General features: G+C 72.9%; 11 protein-coding genes. 4 read left to right on the top strand and 7 right to left on the bottom strand.

The genetic code is table 11. From position 1 onward, the window contains the following. The first annotated feature begins 1 nt into the window (after position 1). Positions 2-1,390 carry a gluconate:H+ symporter gene (locus AB0O82_RS28845; protein WP_363586884.1) on the top strand — a complete coding sequence of 463 codons (1,389 nt, stop codon included), beginning with the start codon at positions 2-4 and terminating at the stop codon, positions 1,388-1,390. A 644-nt stretch (positions 1,391-2,034) separates the two neighbouring features. Here AB0O82_RS28845 and AB0O82_RS28840 read toward each other — a convergent pair. The 5 genes from AB0O82_RS28840 to mmuM all read right to left on the bottom strand — a co-directional run bounded on the left by AB0O82_RS28840 (position 2,035) and on the right by mmuM (position 8,317). Further along, positions 2,035-3,630, bottom strand: coding sequence for a glycerol-3-phosphate dehydrogenase/oxidase (locus AB0O82_RS28840; protein ID WP_363586849.1), 1,596 nt, complete (start codon positions 3,628-3,630; stop codon positions 2,035-2,037). A gap of 173 nt (positions 3,631-3,803) precedes the next feature. Continuing rightward, complete coding sequence (glpK, locus tag AB0O82_RS28835) at positions 3,804-5,324, bottom strand: glycerol kinase GlpK (RefSeq protein ID WP_363586848.1); 1,521 nt, start codon at positions 5,322-5,324, stop codon at positions 3,804-3,806. Between the two features lie 94 nt (positions 5,325-5,418). Beyond that, a complete protein-coding gene (locus tag AB0O82_RS28830) occupies positions 5,419-6,138 on the bottom strand; it encodes an MIP/aquaporin family protein (protein WP_363586847.1) in 720 nt (239 codons plus the stop codon). A gap of 298 nt (positions 6,139-6,436) precedes the next feature. Then, positions 6,437-7,201: an IclR family transcriptional regulator gene (locus AB0O82_RS28825; RefSeq protein WP_363586846.1), complete on the bottom strand. Its 765-nt coding sequence runs from the start codon at positions 7,199-7,201 to the stop codon at positions 6,437-6,439. Between the two features lie 171 nt (positions 7,202-7,372). Continuing rightward, on the bottom strand, positions 7,373-8,317 hold the full coding sequence (mmuM, locus tag AB0O82_RS28820; protein ID WP_363586845.1) for a homocysteine S-methyltransferase: 945 nt from the start codon (positions 8,315-8,317) through the stop codon (positions 7,373-7,375). A 161-nt stretch (positions 8,318-8,478) separates the two neighbouring features. On the opposite strand from mmuM, the gene AB0O82_RS28815 reads away from it, so the two are divergent. The 3 genes from AB0O82_RS28815 (at position 8,479) to AB0O82_RS28805 (ending at position 12,142) form a co-directional block, all read left to right on the top strand. Further along, positions 8,479-9,381 (top strand): NUDIX domain-containing protein, encoded by a 903-nt coding sequence (locus tag AB0O82_RS28815; protein ID WP_363586844.1) that lies wholly within the window; start codon positions 8,479-8,481, stop codon positions 9,379-9,381. A 33-nt stretch (positions 9,382-9,414) separates the two neighbouring features. Beyond that, entirely contained in the window at positions 9,415-9,987 is a 573-nt protein-coding gene (locus tag AB0O82_RS28810) for an NUDIX domain-containing protein (RefSeq protein WP_363586843.1), read from the top strand. A gap of 130 nt (positions 9,988-10,117) precedes the next feature. After that, positions 10,118-12,142 carry an acetoacetate--CoA ligase gene (locus AB0O82_RS28805; protein WP_363586842.1) on the top strand — a complete coding sequence of 675 codons (2,025 nt, stop codon included), beginning with the start codon at positions 10,118-10,120 and terminating at the stop codon, positions 12,140-12,142. Positions 12,143-12,208: 66 nt separating this feature from the next. On the opposite strand, the gene ptsP is transcribed toward AB0O82_RS28805, so the two are convergent. Continuing rightward, complete coding sequence (gene ptsP, locus AB0O82_RS28800) at positions 12,209-13,879, bottom strand: phosphoenolpyruvate--protein phosphotransferase (protein WP_363586841.1); 1,671 nt, start codon at positions 13,877-13,879, stop codon at positions 12,209-12,211. A gap of 99 nt (positions 13,880-13,978) precedes the next feature. After that, positions 13,979-14,428, bottom strand: coding sequence for a PTS glucose transporter subunit IIA (locus tag AB0O82_RS28795; RefSeq protein WP_363586840.1), 450 nt, complete (start codon positions 14,426-14,428; stop codon positions 13,979-13,981). Positions 14,429-14,959 lie beyond the last annotated feature (531 nt).

Raw genomic sequence — 14,959 nt, 5'->3', positions numbered from 1 at the left:
TATTGCCCCCACTCTGCTCGCGGCCGCCCCACCGGCCCTGCCGCACACCAGCAGCGACTCCCAGCTGCTGATCGCGGTCCTGCTCAGCATCGGTGTGATCGTCCTACTGATCACCAAGCTGAAGCTGCACCCCTTCCTCGCCCTCACGCTCGGCTCCGGCCTGCTGGCCGCCGTCGCGGGCGCCCCGTTCGACAAGCTGCTCAACAGCTTCTCCACGGGCTTCGGTTCCACCGTGGCCGGCGTCGGCCTGCTGATCGGGCTGGGCGCGATGCTCGGCAAGCTGCTCGCCGACTCCGGCGGCGCCAACATCATCGCGGACACCGTGCTGGCCCGGTCGGGCAACAAGGCGCTGCCCTGGGCGATGGCGCTGATCGCCGCCGTCCTCGGCCTGCCGCTGTTCTTCGAGGTCGGCGTCGTCCTGCTGATCCCGATCGTGCTGCTGGTCGCCCGCCGCGGCAACGTGCCCCTGATGCGGATCGGCATTCCCGCGCTGGCCGGCCTGTCCGTGCTGCACGGCCTGGTGCCCCCGCACCCGGGCCCGCTGGTCGCCGTCGACGCCCTGAAGGCGGACCTCGGCATCACCCTGGCGCTCGGCCTGCTGATCGCGGTGCCCACCCTGATCGTGGCCGGCCCGCTGTTCTCCCGGCTGGCCGAGCGCTGGGTCGGCCCGCTGGAGATCCCGAAGGCCACCGCCCCCGAGGAGACCACCAGGCCCGAGCACACGCCGTCCTTCGGCGCGGTGCTGGCGACGATCCTGCTGCCGGTCGTGCTGATGCTCGGCAAGGCCCTGACCGACGTGGTGGTCGACAACCCGAAGGCGATGGCCCAGCGGGTCTTCGACTTCATCGGTTCGCCGCTGATCGCGCTGCTCGCCGCGACCCTGCTCGGCATGCTGACCCTCGGCAAGGCGGCCGGCTTCGACAAGGCCCGGATCTCCGACACCGTCGGCAAGTCGCTCGGCCCGATCGCCGGCATCGTGTTCATCGTCGGCGCCGGCGGCGGCTTCAAGCAGACCCTGATCGACGTGGGCGTCGGCAACGCGGTGAGCGAGTGGTCCGGCAAGTGGCACATCTCGGCGCTGCTGCTCGGCTGGCTGATCGCGGTGCTGATCCGCCTGGCCACCGGCTCGGCGACGGTCGCCACCATCACCGCCGCCGGGATCGTCGCCCCGCTCGCCGCCGACATGTCCTCCACCCACGCGGCCCTGCTGGTCCTGGCGATCGGCGCCGGCTCGCTCTTCCTGTCGCACGTCAACGACGCCGGCTTCTGGCTGGTGAAGGAGTACTTCGGGATGAGCGTCGGGCAGACGCTGAAGTCCTGGTCGGTGATGGAGACGGTGATCTCGGTCGTCGCCATCGCCCTGATCATGCCGCTCAGCCTGATCATCTAGGCCGGACGGCGCCCGCCGCCGCCGACATCCGCCGAGGGGCGGTACCCGTACGGGTACCGCCCCTCGGGCGTGTCCGACGACCGGGACTCAGCCCAGCAGCCCCGACAGCACGGCCGCCGTCGCGTCCAGCAGGTCCTCCGCGGCCGCGCCGCCCGCCGCCGTCCGGGCCAGCAGCCCCCGCGCGCGGCCAGGACCACCTCGGCGGTCTGCCGGGCGGTGGCGGGCGGCGGTACCAGCTCGGGCAGCGCCCGTTCCAGGACGGCGGCCGGGTCCAGCCCGCCGCCGACGTGCTCCGCTCGGCCACCACGACCGCCGCCCGCTCGGCCTGGAGGGCCGGATCGGCACCCTCGCCCCGGGTGCCCACGCCGACCTCCTCCTCGTCGACGGCGACCCGCTCGCCGACCTCACCGTCCTCACCCGCCCCGACCGCCGCCTCCGCCACGTCATCAAGGCGGGCACGCCGATCTGAGCGGCCGGCCGGGAGCCCCTTCGTACCCCGCCCGCGAGCCGGGCGCACGAAGGGCGGGCACCCGGAGAACCCGGGTGCCCGCCCTTCGCGAGGCTCTGCCCAGCTGGCTGTGCTTACTTGGTTCCGCGCTTCGCGAGGCTGTGCTTACTTGGTTCCGCGCTTCGCGAGGCTGTGCTTACTTGGTTCCGCGCTTCGCGAGGAAGGCCTCGACCTCGTCCCGGATCTCCGGCGTGTCCAGCCCGCGCACGGTCATCGTGGTGCGGCGCCGCAGCACGTCGTCCGCCGTGTACGCCCACTCGCTGTCGGCCGCGTAGGCGACCTGCGCCCAGACGTCCGGGCCGTCCTCGTGGATCGGCCGGCCCAGCTCCGGGTTCTCGTCGATCATGCGGGCGATCTCGAAGGACAGTGTGCCGTAGTGGCTGGCCAGGTGCTTGGCCACCAGCGGCTCCATCCGGGAGCCCGGGTCGCGGTCGATCAGCAGCCGGTGCGCGACGGCGTTCGGCGCGCCGACGCCCGGCAGCGGCACGGTCGCCGCGATCGGGGACATGTCCTCGCCGAGGCTGGTGCCGGGCACGTGCGCCAGCTTCTCCAGCACGGTGCGGCCGATGTGGCGGTAGGTGGTCCACTTGCCGCCGGCGACCGACAGCATGCCGCCCTTGCCCTCGGTGACGACCGTCTCGCGCTTGGCGGCGGCGGTGTCGCCCGGGCCGCCGGGCAGCACCCGCAGGCCGGCGAAGGAGTAGGTGATCAGGTCGCGGTCGAGGTGCTCGTCACGGATGGCGTGCGCGGCCTCGCCCATGATCTGGTCGATGTCCGCCTCGGTGGCCCGGACGTCCTTCGGGTCGCCGGTGTACTCCTCGTCGGTGGTGCCGAGCAGGACGTGGTCCTCCCACGGGATGGCGAAGGAGACGCGGTACTTGTCGATCGGGATGGTCAGCGCGGCGCGCCACGGCGAGCGGCGCTTGACGACGACGTGCGCGCCCTTGGAGAGGCGGATCGACGGCGCGGCGCCGGCGTCCTCCATCTTGCGCAGGTGGTCCACCCACGGGCCGGTGGCGTTGAGCACCAGGCGGGCGTCGATGCCGAACTCGGTGCCGTCCAGGCGGTCGCGCAGCTCGGCGCCGGTGACCCGGCCGGCGGTGAAGCGCAGGCCGGTGACCTCGGCGTGGTTGAGCACCACGGCGCCGGCGTCGACGGCGGCGCGCACGGTCATCACGGCGACGCGCGAGTCGTTCATCTGGTGGTCGCCGTAGACGGCCACCGAGCGCAGTCCCTCGGTGCGCAGCGCGGGCACCTGCTGGGCGGCGTGCGCGGCGGTGGAGACCCGGCCCATGCCGTCACGGAAGGCGGACAGCGCGGAGTACAGGAAGACGCCGGCGCCGAGCTTGGGCGCGCTGTGCGGGCCGCCCTTGTAGACCGGCACGAAGAAGGTCAGCGGGTTGACCAGGTGCGGCGCGACGTCGGTGGCGAGCGCGCGGCGCTCCTTGTGGTTCTCGGCGACGAGCTTGACCGCGCCGGTCTGCAGGTAGCGCAGACCGCCGTGGACGAGCTTGGAGGAAGCGCTGGAGGTGGCGCCGGCGAAGTCGCCGCCGTCGACCATGGCGACCTTGAGTCCGGCCTGGGAGGCGGTCCAGGCGACGGCCGTGCCGAGGATGCCGCCCCCGATCACCAGCAGGTCGTAGGTGGCCTTGCCGAGCAGCTCACGGGTCTCGGCGCGGGAGGCGGTGTGGCCGGCGGTGCGCTCGGCGCCCAGGGTCGGGATGGTTGCCATGGTGGTTGTGTACGGCGCGCGGGTCAGGCGGCGCCGTTACTCCTCTCGTGTGCGGTGCGGCCTCTGCTGAGAGGCCGGTCGGCCCGGTGCGGCGGGCCGGTGAAACGCGGTGACACCCGCTGCCGGAACGGCGGGCGGCCGGTCGGGGCTCGGGGCCCCGACCGGCTTGTCGGTCAGTCGGTCTCTTCTTCCTCCACCCACCCCATGGTGCGCTCCACGGCCTTGAGCCACTTCTTGTACTCGCGCTCCCGGGTGGCCTCGTCCATGCGCGGGGTCCATTCGGCGGCGCGGTGCCAGTTGGCCCGCAGGGTGTCGAGGTCGTTCCAGAAGCCGACGGCGAGTCCGGCCGCGTAGGCGGCGCCGAGGGCGGTGGTCTCGGCCACGTACGGGCGCTCGACCGGGGCGTCCAGGACGTCGGCGATGTTCTGCATGAGCAGGTTGTTGCTGGTCATGCCGCCGTCGACCTTGAGGGCGGTGAGCTCGACGCCGGAGTCCTTCTGCATGGCGTCGACGACCTCGCGGGTCTGCCAGGCGGTGGCCTCCAGGACGGCCCGGGCCAGGTGGCCCTTGGTGACGTACCGGGTCAGGCCGGCGATCACGCCGCGGGCGTCGGAACGCCAGTACGGGGCGAACAGGCCGGAGAAGGCCGGGACGAAGTAGGCGCCGCCGTTGTCCTCGACGGTGTTGGCGAGGGTCTCGATCTCGGCGGCGGTGGAGATGATGCCGAGCTGGTCGCGCAGCCACTGGACGAGCGAGCCGGTGACGGCGATTGAGCCTTCCAGGGCGTAGACCGGGGCCTGGTCGCCGATCCGGTAGCCGACGGTGGTCAGCAGGCCGTGGTACGAGTTGACGATCTTCTCGCCGGTGTTGAGCAGCAGGAAGGTGCCGGTGCCGTAGGTGGACTTGGCCTCGCCCTCGTCGAAGCAGGTCTGGCCGAACAGCGCGGCCTGCTGGTCGCCGAGCGCGGAGGCGACCGGGACGCCGGCCAGGTCGCCGACGGCCTCGCCGTAGACCTCGGCGGAGGAGCGGATCTCCGGCAGGACGGCCATCGGCACGCCGATCGATTCGGCGATCTTCTCGTCCCACTGCAGGGTGTGCAGGTTCATCAGCATGGTGCGGCTGGCGTTGGTGACGTCGGTGACGTGCTTGCCGCCGTTGACACCGCCGGTGAGGTTCCAGATCACCCAGGTGTCCATGGTGCCGAACAGGATGTCGCCGGCCTCGGCGCGCTCGCGCAGGCCCTCGACGTTGTCCAGCAGCCAGCGGATCTTCGGGCCGGCGAAGTAGCTGGCGAGCGGGAGGCCGGTCTCGCGGCGGAAGCGGTCCTGGCCGACGTTGCGGCCGAGCTCGCGGCAGAGGCCCTCGGTGCGGGTGTCCTGCCACACCAGCGCGTTGTGGACCGGCTCGCCGGTGTTCTTGTCCCACAGGACGGTGGTCTCGCGCTGGTTGGTGATGCCGATCGCGCGGATGTCGTCCTTGGTCAGGCCGGCCTTCTCCAGCGCGCCGCGGACGACCGACTGCACCCGGGTCCAGATCTCGGCGGCGTCGTGCTCGACGTAGCCGGGCTGCGGGAAGATCTGCCGGTGCTCCTGCTGGTCGACGGCGACGATCCGGCCGTCGGCGCCGAAGATGATGCAACGGCTGGAGGTGGTGCCCTGGTCGATCGCGGCGATGTAGTTGCCAGTGGAGGTCATCAGAGGGTCCTCGGCTCAGGATTCGGGGGTTACGGGGTGGGTGGGCCCGACACAGTGGTCGGTCCCCGTGCTCGGCGGGTTCGAACCCGGCCCGTCAGAACATCGCGTTGTACAGACCGCCGGCCAGTGCGCCGCCGATCAGCGGGCCGACGACCGGCACCCAGGCGTACGACCAGTCGGAGCCGCCCTTGTTCGGGATGGGCAGCAGCGAGTGCACGATGCGCGGGCCGAGGTCGCGGACCGGGTTGATCGCGTAGCCGGTGGGGCCGCCCAGTGAGAGGCCGATGCCGACGACCGTGAGGGCCACGATCAGGGTGCTGAGGCCGCCGGCGGCCAGACCGTCGTTCTTGCCGAGGGTGAGGATCGCCATGCAGAGGATGAAGGTGCCGATGACCTCGGTGACGACGTTCTGGATCGGGTTCCGGATCTCGGGCCCGGTCGAGAAGATGCCGAGGGTGGGCTCCTCGTTGGCCTGGAACTGGCCGAGGTAGGTGAGCCAGACCAGCACGGCGCCGATCATCGCGCCGAGGAACTGGGAGCCGAGGTAGAGCGGCACCTGGCTCCAGTCACCGCTCTTGATGGCGAGCGCGACGGTGACGGCCGGGTTGAGGTGGGCGCCGGACTTCGGAGCCGAGATGTACGCGGCGATCAGGACCGCGAAGCCCCAGCCGAAGGTGATCGCCAGCCAGCCGGCGTTGAGGGCCTTCGACTTCTTGAGGGTCACGGCGGCGCAGACGCCGCCACCGAGAAGTATCAGGGCGGCGGTGCCGAGGGTTTCGCCGACGAAGACGTCGCCGTTGGAGAACGCGGACACAAAGACTCCCTTGTCCATATGGCCCGGAGGTGTGGGTGGGGGCGGCCGGCCGATCGTTGTGCGGGTGAGCGCATCGGGGGAGTGATCTTCCCGGCCATCGTTCGACAATGTCGACCGTTATGCGGAAGCTTCCTCCCCTGGTTGCCCTCACGTCAAGGCAGGGTTACGGAGCTGTGACCCTTCCCCCGAAGTTACCCAGCGGAGCGGGCCAAACCAGGGCAAAACGCCAAGGCGCGGACAGGCCGATGCCCGTCCGCGCCTCAGCGTGACGATGTGGCCGCCGGTGCGGCCTCGGGTTTCAGAAGCGCCCGGCGCCCAGATCGCGGGAGATCGCCCGTGCCGCGCTGCGCACCGAGGCCACCAGCGACGGCTTCACGAAGCCGTCCTCGCAGACCCGCTCCACCGGGCCGCTGATGCACACCGCGCCCACCGGGTTGCGCCGCCGGTCCTGGATCAGCGCGCCGATCGAGGCCACGCCCTCCCAGGTCTCCTCGATCGAGTCCGTCCAGCCGCGCTCGCGGATCAGCGCGCACTCGGCGTCCACGTCGGCCGCCTCGGTCAGCGTCCGCAGGGTGTACGACTCGTACGGCCCGTCGCCCAACTCGCCGCGCGCGACCGGGTCGTAGGCCACCAGCACCTTGCCCAGAGCGGTGCTGTGCAGCGGCTGCATCGAGCCGACCTCCAGCACCTGCCGGGTGTCGTCCGGCCGGAAGACGTGGTGCACGACCAGCACGCCCTGCTGGTGCAGCACCCCCAGGTAGACGGTCTCGCCGGCCGCCCGGGCCAGGTCGTCCGCCCAGACCAGCGCCCGTGCCCGCAGCTCGTGCACGTCCAGGTAGCTCTGCCCCAGCCGCAGCAGTTCGGCGCCCAGCTGGTACTTGCCGCTCTCCGGGTCCTGCTCGACGAACCCCTCCTGCTGGAGCGTGCGCAGGATGCCGTGCGCGGTGCCCTTGGCGAGGTCCAGCGACGTCGCGACCTCGGACAGGCCCAGGCGGCGCTCACCGCCGGCCAGCAGGCGCAAGATCGCGGCGGCCCGGGAGAGCGACTGGATCGGGCCGGGCATGGGGACCTCCGCGCTGACAGGCGGTCGACATTGTCGACCGCGGTGGTAACGGGACGAGTCTGCCAGGCCGTCGCCGGTCCGTGCACCTTCCCCCTCGGTAACCCGCGCTCGGCCGTTTGTTAACCTCCGCCCGCCCGCCGACCCGCCGCGCCGCTCACCCCCGGACGTCCCTCACTCCTCGACGCCGTTCGAGCGCCCCCGCCGCACCGCGACCTCCGCCGCCAGCGCGGCGATCCCGTCCGGCCCCACCCGGCAGCAGCCGCCCACCAGCCGTGCGCCGCCCGCCAGCCAGCCGCCCACCCGGGCCGAGCGGAACGTCGGCTCGCCGCGCCAGTCCCGGCGCGCGGCGTCCCACTCCTCCCCGCTGTTCGGGTACACCACCACCGGCTTGCCGGTCACCTCGGCCGCCAGCGCCACCGCCCGGTCCGCGTCCTGCGGGGTGCAGCAGTTCACGCCCACCGCCAGCACCTCGTCCACCTCGGCCGCCAGCGCGAACGCCTCCGCCAGCGGCTGGCCCGCCCCGGTCCGGTCGCCCGCCACGCTGAACGACAGCCAGGCCGGCACGCCCAGCTCGCGCACCAGCTCCAGCAGCGCCCGCGCCTCGTCCGCGTCCGGCACCGTCTCCAGCGCCAGCACGTCCGGCCCGGCCGCCGCCAGCGCCTCCAGTCGCGGCCGGTGGAAGGCCACCAGTTCCGCGGTGCTCAGCCCGTACCGGCCCCGGTACTCCGAACCGTCCGCCAGCACCGCCCCGTACGGCCCCACCGACGCCGCCACCCAGCGCCGCCGCCCGCCCGGCTCGGCCCGCGCCGCCTCCCGGGCCAGCTCCACGCTGCGCGCCAGCAGCCGCGCGGCCTGGGCCCGGCCCGTTCCGCGCCGGGCGAAGCCCTCGAAGCTCGCCTGGTAGCTCGCCGTGATGGCGACGTCCGCACCGGCCGCGAAGTACGCCCGGTGCGCCGCCACCACCGCCTCCGGCGCGTCCGCCAGCAGCCGCGCCGACCACAGCTCGTCGAGGAGGTCGTGCCCGGCCGCCGCCAGCTGGTTCGACATCCCGCCGTCCAGCACCAGCGGACCGGCCGCCAGCGCCGCGGCGAAGTCCGGCGGGGGAGCAGTGGGCATGGGGCCTCCTCGGGCGCGGTCGTTCCTGGTCACAGCCTAGAAGCCGGGCATCCCCGCGGACCCGGAAAACCATTTGCCGCCGGGGAACGGAATCGCTACGTTGTGCTCAGCCAGAGAACGACAGCACCCCGTACGGCGGCGAGCGCGGAGAGGAGCCGGTGATGGAAGCGGACGACCCGGCCACCCCGCCCCCGACCACGCCCGCGAGCGAGCAGGAGTGGCTCGCCGTCTACGACCCGCGCGCCTACGCCCCGATCGCCGTCACCGTCGACGTGGTCGCCCTGACCTTGCGCCACGGCGGCCTGCACGTCCTGCTCGTCCAGCGCGGCGCCCCGCCCCACCAGGGCTGCTGGGCCCTGCCCGGTGGCTTCCTGCGCGCCGGGGAGGAGAGCCTGGACGAGGCCGCCGCCCGCGAACTGGCCGAGGAGACCGGCCTGCTCGGCGGCTCCGAGGTCGAGGCCGCGCTCTGCCGCGTCCACCTCGAACAGCTCGGCACCTACGGCGCCCCCGAGCGAGACCCGCGCATGCACGTCGTCTCCGTCGCCTACCTCGCCTTCGCCCCCGACCTGCCCGACCCGCAGGCCGGCACGGACGCCGCAGCTGCCACCTGGCACCCCGTCGCCGACCTCGACCTGGGCATACGGCCCTGCGGCCGACCCCGAGCCGCCGGTGCGCCCGCCGACACCCACGGGGGTGGTGTCGGCGGGCCCACCGGCCAGTCCTCCCGCACGCTCGCCTTCGACCACGCGCGCATCCTCGCCGACGGCCTCGACCGCGTCCGGGCCAAACTCGAGTACAGCCCGCTCGCCACCGCCTTCCTGCCCTACGACTTCACCATCCCCGACCTGCGCGCCGTCTACGAGGCCGTCTGGGACGAGAAGCTCCACCCCGGCAACTTCCACCGCAAGGTCCTCTCCGTCCCCGGCTTCGTCGAGAGCACCGGCGCCACCACCGCCCGCGGCGGCGCCCGCGGCGGCCCCCGGGCCCGCACCTACCACGCCGGCGACGCCAGCCTCCTGCACCCCGCCCTGCTCCGCCCCACCCGCGACGGCGAGCTCCGCTGACGGCAGCCGCGCGCACCCGGCTACCATCCGGCCATGACCACTGACGACCCGACACGCGCGGTCAACCAGCCGTTCTCCCACTGCCACTTCTGCGGCACGCCCTACCCGGCCGGCACCGACCACTGGCCCCGCACCTGCCCCGGTTGCGCCGAGATCAGCTACCGCAACCCGCTGCCCGTCGTGGTCACCCTCCTCCCGGTCACCCGCCCCGACGCCGACCCCACCCTCGTCGTCATCCGCCGCACCATCGAGCCCGGCTACGGCCAACTCGCCTTCCCCGGCGGCTACGTGGACTACGGCGAGAGCTGGCAGCAGGCGTGCGTGCGCGAACTGCGCGAGGAGACCGGCATCCTGGCGGACGCCGCCGACATCACCCTGGTCGCCACCGACTCCGACGCCAGGGGCGGCTTCCTCTGCCTCTTCGGCCTGCTCCCGGCCCGTCCGCTCGCCGACCTCCCGCCCTCGCGCCCCACCGACGAGACCGACGGCTGGCAGCTCGCCGCCCCCGACACCCCGCTCGCCTTCCCCTTCCACACCCGGGTCTCCCGCTCCTGGTTCGGCGGCGAGTTCAGCGGTGAGTCCGGCGGCGGGATCTCCGGCCGCTGACCGGCCCGGCACCCACCGGGCGGACCCTGGCGCGGCGGCCGCTCGCATGGCATGGTCTGCACCGACAGCCCAACCGGACGGGCCTGCCACAAGCACTCCCGTCCCCACCACCGGCCGGGAGACCACCACCGTGAGCACCCCACCCCAGGACCAGCCGCTCTGGCGCCCCAACCCCGCTCGCGCCGCAGCCACCAGCCTGGTGGCCTTCCAGGCCTGGGCCGCCGGACACCACGGCGCCCCGGCCGCCCCGCTCGCCCCGGCCGCCGACGACCAGCAGGCCGCCCAGCGCTACGCCGACCTGCACGCCTGGTCCACCGCCGACCTCGACCGCTTCTGGACCGCGATCACCCAGTGGTTCGACGTCCGCTTCACCCAGGCCCCCGAGGCCGTCCTCGCCGACCCCGCCATGCCCGGCGCCCGCTGGTTCCCCGGCGCCCGTCTCAACTACGCCGAACACGCCCTGCGCGCCGCCGAGGACCCGGCCAACGCCGACCGCCCGGCCGTCCTGCACCTCGACGAGACCACCGAGCAGCCGGCCGTCCTCACCTGGTCCGAACTGCGTCGCCAGGTCGGCTCGTTGGCCGCCGCCCTGCGCGCCCGGGGCATCGGCCCCGGCGACCGCGTCAGCGCCTACCTGCCCAACATCCCGCAGGCCGCCGTCGCCCTCCTCGCCACCGCCGCCGTCGGCGCGATCTGGACCAGCTGCGCCCCCGACTTCGGCGCTCGCAGCGTCCTGGACCGCCTCCAGCAGATCGAACCCGCCGTCCTCTTCGCCGTCGACGGCTACCACTACGGCGGCAAGGACCACGACCGCACCGAGGTCGTCGCCGAACTGCGCCGCGAACTCCCCACCCTGCGCACCGTCGTCCACGTCCCGCTGCTCGGCGCCCCCGCCCCCGAGGGCGCCCTGCACTGGGACGACCTGGTCGCCGCCGACGTCGAGCCGGTCTACGAGGCCGTCCCCTTCGACCACCCGCTCTGGGTGCTCTACTCCTCCGGCACCACCGGCCTGCCCAAGGCCATCGTCCAGAGCCAGGGCGGCGTCCTGCTCGAACACCTCAAGCAGGCCGGCCTCCACCTCGACCTCGGCCCCCAGGACCGCTTCCTCTGGTACACCTCCACCGGCTGGATGATGTGGAACTTCCTGCTGGCCGGCCTCCTGGTCGGGGCCACGATCGTCACCTACGACGGCAGCCCCGGCCACCCCGACACCGGCGCCCTCTGGTCGGTCGCCGCCCGCACCCGCGCCACCGTCCTCGGCACCTCCGCCGCCTACGTGATCGCCAGCCGCAAGGCCGAGCTGCACCCCGGCCGCGACCTCGACCTCTCCGCCGTCCGCTGCATCGGCACCACCGGCTCCCCGCTCCCGCCCGACGGCTTCCGCTGGATCTACGAGGAGGTCAAGGAGGACGTCTGGCTCGCCTCCGTCAGCGGCGGCACCGACGTCTGCTCCTGCTTCGTCGGCGGCGTTCCCACCCTGCCCGTCCACCTCGGCGAGATCCAGGCCCCCTGCCTCGGCGCCGCCGTCGAGTCCTGGGACGTCCAGGGCCACCCGCACACCGACACCGTCGGCGAACTCGTCGTCACCAAGCCCATCCCGTCCATGCCCACCGGCTTCTGGAACGACCCCGAGGGCACCCGGTACCACGACAGCTACTTCGACATGTATCCCGGCGTCTGGCGCCACGGTGACTGGATCACCGTCACCTCCCGCGGCACCGTCGTCATCCACGGCCGCTCCGACTCCACGCTCAACCGCCAGGGCGTCCGGATGGGCTCCTCGGACATCTACGAGGTCGTCGAGCGCCTCCCCGAGATCGCCGAATCCCTGGTCATCGGCCTGGAGGAGCCCGACGGCGGCTACTGGATGCCGCTGTTCGTCGTCCTCGCCCCCGGCGCCGAGCTCGACGAGGGGCTGATCGGCCGCATCCGCACCTCGCTGCGCACCGAACTCTCCCCGCGCCACGTCCCCGACGAGGTCATCGCGGTGCGCGGCCTCCCGCACACCCTCACCGGCAAGCGCATCGAGGTCCCGGTCAAGCGGATCCTCTCCGGCACTCCGCTGGAGCAGGCCGTCAACCCCGGCTCCGTCGACGACATCGACCACCTGCGCTTCTTCGAGCAGCTTCGCCGCGACCGGCAGAGCCCCGCCTGACCGGACACGCCGAAGGGGTGCTCCCACCGGCCCGGTGGGAGCACCCCTTCCTGCTGTTCGCCTGTCCTACTCGCCCGACAGCACCTGCTGCGCGGCGGCCCGCGCCTCCTCGGCGCTGTCCGTCGCCCGGGCCGCCTCGGCCGCCCGGCGGCACTGCGCCAGCGTGTACTTGGCCAGCGTCGACCGCACGTAGGGGATCGAGGCCGAGCCCATCGAGAGGCTGGTGACGCCCAGACCGGTCAGCACCACGGCCAGCAGCGGGTCGGCGGCCGCCTCACCGCAGACGCCGCAGCTCTTGCCGGTGGCCTGCGCCGCCTCGGCGGCCGCGGCGATCAGGTCCAGCAGCGCCGGCTGCCACGGGTCCTGCAGCCGGGCCAGCGCGCCCACCTGACGGTCGGCGGCGAAGGTGTACTGCGCGAGGTCGTTGGTCCCCAGCGAGAGGAACTCGACCTCCTGGAGGATCGACCGGGCCCGCAGCGCGGCCGACGGGATCTCCACCATCGCGCCGAACTTGGCCTCCAGCCCCGCCTCGCGACACGCCTGGGCGAAGTCCTTGGCGTCCTTGCGGTCGGCCACCATCGGGGCCATCACCTCAAGGTGCACCGGCAGGCCCTCGGCGGCCCTGGCCAGCGCCCGCAGCTGCGTCCGCAGCACCTCCGGGTGCTCCAGCAGGGTGCGCAGACCGCGCACGCCCAGCGCCGGGTTCGGCTCGTCGGCCGGGGTGAGGAAGTCCAGCGGCTTGTCCGCGCCCGCGTCCAGCGCCCGGACCACGACCCGGCCCTCCGGGAACGCCTCCAGCACCTTGCGGTACGCCTCGACCTGCTTCTCCTCGGTGGGCGCCTTCGCGGAGTCGTCCAGGAAGAGGAACTCGGTCCGGAACAGGCCGACGCCCTCGGCGCCGTTCTCCAGCGCGGCCGGCACGTCCGCCGGGCCGCCCACGTTGGCCAGCAGCGGCACGCGGTGCCCGTCGGAGGTCTGCCCCGGGCCGGAGGACGCGGCCAGCGCGGCCTTGCGCTGGGCGGCGACCGCCCGCAGCTCGTCCTGCTTCTCCTGGGAGGGGTCCAGCAGCACGTCACCGGAGCTGCCGTCCACGGCGACGACGGTGCCCTCGGCGACGTCGGTCGCAGCGGGCAGCGCGACCACGGCCGGCACGCCCAACGCCCGCGCCAGGATGGCGCTGTGGCTGGTCGGCCCGCCCTCCTCGGTCACGAAGCCGAGCACCAGCGTCGGGTCGAGCAGCGCGGTGTCGGCCGGCGCCAGGTCCCGCGCGAACAGCACGTACGGCTCGTCGCTGTCCGGCACACCCGGCATCGGCACGCCCAGCAGCCGGGCCACGATGCGGTTGCGGACGTCGTCCAGGTCGGCGACCCGCCCGGCCAGGTAGTCGCCGGCGGAGGCGAGCAGGGCCCGGTAGGCGGCGAAGGCGTCGTACACACCGCGCTCGGCGCTGCTGCCGACGGCGATCCGGCGGGACACGTCGGCCATCAGCTCCGGATCCTGAGCCATCAGCGCCTGGGCCTCCAGGACGGCCTGCGCCTCGCCACCGGCCAGGTTGCCGCGGGCGATCAGATCCGCGGCGACCGCCTCGACGGCGGCCTGGGCACGGGCCTGCTCGCGGGGGGCGTCCTCGGTCGGGATCTGGGTGGCCGGGGGCTCCAGCACCGCCGTCCCCATGTGCCGCACCTGGCCGATCGCGACCCCGTGGCTGACACCCACGCCGCGCAGCGTCTTCTTCATGTCACCTGTCTCCGCTGAGAGGAGCGGCCCCGCCGGGAACCGCTGTGTGCCGGGCCGCCCCGACAGCTCCTGCGGGGCGGGTGTGTGCAAAGTAAGAGGTCAGCTCCAGCTGAACAGGGCCTCGCCGGAGACGGCCTCGCCGTCCTCCCGCAGGTCGCCGAGCGAGTCGGCGTTCGCCTCCAGCGCCACGATCGGCGAGATGGGCGACTTGCCCGCGGCCTCGACGGCGGCCGGGTCCCACTTGATGACGGCCTGACCGCGGGTCACCGTGTCGCCCTTGTTGACCAGCAGCTCGAAGCCCTCGCCGTTCAGCTGCACGGTGTCGATCCCCAGGTGGGTCAGTACACCGTGGCCCTCGGCGTCCACCACGACGAACGCGTGCGGGTGCATGGAGACGACGACGCCGTCCACCGGAGCGACCGCCTCGGTCGGCCGGCGCTCCGGGTCGATCGCGGTGCCGGGGCCGACCATCGCGCCGGAGAACACCGGGTCGGGCACGCCGGCGAGCCCGACGACCTTGCCGGTCAGCGGCGACGTCACAGTGGTCATGGTTCTGCCTCCCAAGTGAGCGGTACAGCGAGCGGCCGCGAGCAGCGGCAGGACGATCGACTGAAGCCTAAATCATGTCAACTTCGGACATCTGCTGACATTCCCGGGCGAAGACCCACACCCAGTCCGGCTCGTCGTCCGGCGGCTCACCGACCGTTTAGTGGTCTAGTCCTCTTAGTCGATGCGCCGCACTCTACAGGCATCTTGGCGAATCGGGACCATTGCTGTATATGCTCGCGAGAGCAACAAATCATGCCGCCGACCGGGTGACACCGGGAGCGCCCCGATTCGCACTCCGGCGGGTGACCCGCTATGGTTGGCCGAGTCGCCGCGACTTGGCGGTTAACACCAGATTTCAGATGCGAAAACCTCCGGTAAACGGGGCGGAAAACGTCTGGTAAGCTGGAACACGAAAGAACGAAGCGCCCGGAGGGCTCGCTGGAAGGCGGTCCGAAGGAAGTGTCCGTTCCTTGAGAACTCAACAGCGTGCCAAAAGTCAACGCCAGATATGTTGACATCCCCGGCCTCAGA

Origin of the sequence: Kitasatospora sp. NPDC088264 (assembly GCF_040685715.1) — a bacterium.
Classification (GTDB): Bacteria; Actinomycetota; Actinomycetes; order Streptomycetales; family Streptomycetaceae; genus Kitasatospora.
Note: the sequence above shows the minus strand (reverse complement) of the source record. Positions and strands in the feature narration are given on the sequence as shown.

Coding starts and splice junctions, on each gene's coding strand:
- AB0O82_RS28840 (WP_363586849.1), bottom strand. CDS start 3,630: ATGGCAACCATCCCGACCCTGGGCGCCGAGCGCACCGCCGGCCACACC.
- glpK (WP_363586848.1), bottom strand. CDS start 5,324: ATGACCTCCACTGGCAACTACATCGCCGCGATCGACCAGGGCACCACC.
- AB0O82_RS28825 (WP_363586846.1), bottom strand. CDS start 7,201: ATGCCCGGCCCGATCCAGTCGCTCTCCCGGGCCGCCGCGATCTTGCGC.
- mmuM (WP_363586845.1), bottom strand. CDS start 8,317: ATGCCCACTGCTCCCCCGCCGGACTTCGCCGCGGCGCTGGCGGCCGGT.
- AB0O82_RS28815 (WP_363586844.1), top strand. CDS start 8,479: ATGGAAGCGGACGACCCGGCCACCCCGCCCCCGACCACGCCCGCGAGC.
- AB0O82_RS28810 (WP_363586843.1), top strand. CDS start 9,415: ATGACCACTGACGACCCGACACGCGCGGTCAACCAGCCGTTCTCCCAC.
- ptsP (WP_363586841.1), bottom strand. CDS start 13,879: ATGAAGAAGACGCTGCGCGGCGTGGGTGTCAGCCACGGGGTCGCGATC.
- AB0O82_RS28795 (WP_363586840.1), bottom strand. CDS start 14,428: ATGACCACTGTGACGTCGCCGCTGACCGGCAAGGTCGTCGGGCTCGCC.